This window comes from Streptomyces kebangsaanensis (assembly GCF_001906585.1).
Lineage (GTDB): Bacteria > Actinomycetota > Actinomycetes > Streptomycetales > Streptomycetaceae > Streptomyces > Streptomyces kebangsaanensis.
On sequence record NZ_JUJA01000138.1, the window covers coordinates 1 to 2,227 of the forward strand.

Below are 2,227 nucleotides of genomic sequence, written 5' to 3' on the forward strand. Positions count from 1 at the left end.
TCCGGCCTCGCCCCTGCGGCTGGCCATGAACCCGTTCTTCCCGATGGAGCACCGCCTCGAGCGGGTCGTCGAGGCCACGGATCGGGCCGAGCGCCCTGTCGTGTATCCAGCCGAGAGCCGGAACGCGGACACACAGCCTGGTCACCTGCCGCCGGAGGTGGCCGTCGCCCTCGCCTGGCAGGCTCCCGTCCAGGCGCCCCCGCGCCGCCCCCGCCGTGCTGCCCGCCCCGCTGGCGGGCAGTAACCCCGTACGCAGTCCTTGGAGGCGCCCCTGAACCGCAACTCCCCGCTCGACCCGCCCACCCCAAGCGGCACCCGGTCCGCGTACCGGGTCGGCCCCCGGCACCTGGCCGGTGACGACGGACGTCTCTACGACGTCGTCGCGGACACGCTCGCCGGCCTCGGCTGGACCAGCCTCGCGATCGTCCGCGGACGTCAGGAGCCCGACGATGCCCTGGAGGACCGGCAGGTCCTGCGCAGCACCGTGCTCCACATCAGCCCCGACACCCTCCGGTGGGCGCAGTGGATGCCGCCCGACGAGCCGTTCCACCTGGGCGACCTGCCGATCGCGTGGCAGATCTCCGCCCGCCGGGACGGGACTGCGCCCCTTGCGCAGTGGTCCGCCTACTTCACCCTGGATGTGCCGGGCGAGGTTCTCGCCGACTTCCTCCTCGCGCTCGACGCCCGCGACGACCCCACCGCCGCGTATACCGGGCCTGGGCTGGTCCTCGATGCCGTCACGGCCCACGGCTGGCTCCGCGACGTCGACCAGCCCGACGCTGGCGCGGCGGACCCGACGTTCACCTCTCACCTCAGCCTCGGCGAGGTGCCGCCCCTGATCCAGGACGCCGACCCCCGCGTCCTGATCGTCGAGGCGGACGAGACGGGACCCGCCGGATGGCAGGCATGGGCGCAGCCTGCACTGGGCGCGCCCTTTTTGTGGGCCGCGTCCTTCGGCGCCAGCGTGCCGCACGACCTTGTCGCGGTCTTCGCCGCCTCCCTCAGCTCCACCGTCCCGGTCCTGCGCCGGGTGCTGCCCGAGAGCACGCGGGACCGACTCCTGCGCGCCCCGGCCGGCTGAGCGCAGGAACACCGCGCACATAAGCCCGGCCTCCCGCTTCGGGAGGCCGGGCTTCGTGGTGTTCCGGACTGATCGCTCACTGTCTCGGGCTGTCGCCGAAGGGTCAGGTACAACCACGGCGCCCCCGGTCGTTCGCGTGACCGGGGGCGCCGTGGCATACGGAGGAGTGTCAGCGGGCTGCTGTCGCCTTGGCGAGAGCCTGGCCGAGGTGCCGGTCGACGAGGGCGGGTGAGCCGGAGACGATCAGCAGCAGGTTTCCGGTGCGGACCGCGGTCTGCTTGACGACGCTCTCCTGTCCGCCGACGGAGAAGGTGAGCAGCCGGCTCCAGCGCTCGTCGCCGAGCTGGGGCGCGGACGTCTTCCGGGTGGCGACGTCGATCGCGTTGCTGCCTACCAGAACCTGGTACTGCGGGCAGCCGGTCATCGCGTCGAAGATCCGCTCGGTGCCGTCGGAGAGCTTGTCGGCGCTGTCGCTGTACAGCTCCTCCGAGACCTCCGAGCTGGTGCCGGCCGTGTAGGTGAAGGACGCCTTCGCCTGGCGGGGGAAGTCGAGCGAGCCTGCGGTGGCCGCGTCACCGCCCAGCTGGTTGAGGGCGGGGCAGCCGAGCACCGTCACATCGTCGTGCTGCGTGGTGCCCTCGGGCTTGCGCGTGCAGCCGGCGCCCAGGTCGCTCTCGTCGAGAAGCAAGAGCTCCAGCGCGGCCGACGACAGCGGCGTCGTCTGCTGTCCGTTGTTCGCCGGAATGCCGGCGTCGGCGGAGGAGACGGGCCGGGGCTCATTGGAGTGGGTGGAGCAGGCCGGCAGGGCGAAGACGGTGACGGCGGTGAGGCCGAGGATGGTGGTGGCGATACGGACGCGCATGGCAGGACCCCTTGGTGCTGGGTGACAGTTGGGCAGTGCGGGCCGACGGGCCCGGTGGGGTCGTAGGGGAGGCGGTCAGTGGCCGAGGTGCCGCAGGCAGTCCTCGAACGTCGCGTGCGTCGCGTCCGAGGGGCCGGAGTGCCGGTTGAACCAGGCGGTGCCGAGACGCGTTTCGAGTTGCTGGTGCCCGGCACGGCAGCGCAGCCACACCTGGCCGCGGGTGGAGATGATGAGCCAGTCGCGGTACGTCCCGCACTCGGCGCAGGCGACGACCTCGTCGTCCA

Annotated in this window: 3 protein-coding genes and 1 pseudogene; 2 read left to right on the plus strand and 2 right to left on the minus strand. The window is 72.4% G+C overall.

The window, feature by feature from the left end:
- The first annotated feature begins 13 nt into the window (after positions 1-13).
- Both RH94_RS43985 and RH94_RS20190 read left to right on the plus strand, forming a co-directional pair.
- Positions 14-244: a hypothetical protein gene (locus tag RH94_RS43985; protein WP_079189119.1), complete on the plus strand. Its 231-nt coding sequence runs from the start codon at positions 14-16 to the stop codon at positions 242-244.
- Between the two features lie 15 nt (positions 245-259).
- Positions 260-1,081 carry a DUF317 domain-containing protein gene (locus RH94_RS20190; protein WP_073946049.1) on the plus strand — a complete coding sequence of 274 codons (822 nt, stop codon included), beginning with the start codon at positions 260-262 and terminating at the stop codon, positions 1,079-1,081.
- Between the two features lie 169 nt (positions 1,082-1,250).
- Here RH94_RS20190 and RH94_RS20195 read toward each other — a convergent pair whose 3' ends face one another.
- Both RH94_RS20195 and RH94_RS20200 read right to left on the minus strand, forming a co-directional pair.
- Positions 1,251-1,943 carry a hypothetical protein gene (locus RH94_RS20195; RefSeq protein WP_073948927.1) on the minus strand — a complete coding sequence of 231 codons (693 nt, stop codon included), beginning with the start codon at positions 1,941-1,943 and terminating at the stop codon, positions 1,251-1,253.
- 75 nt (positions 1,944-2,018) lie between these two features.
- Positions 2,019-2,227: pseudogene (locus tag RH94_RS20200) on the minus strand (hypothetical protein); the annotation flags it as partial.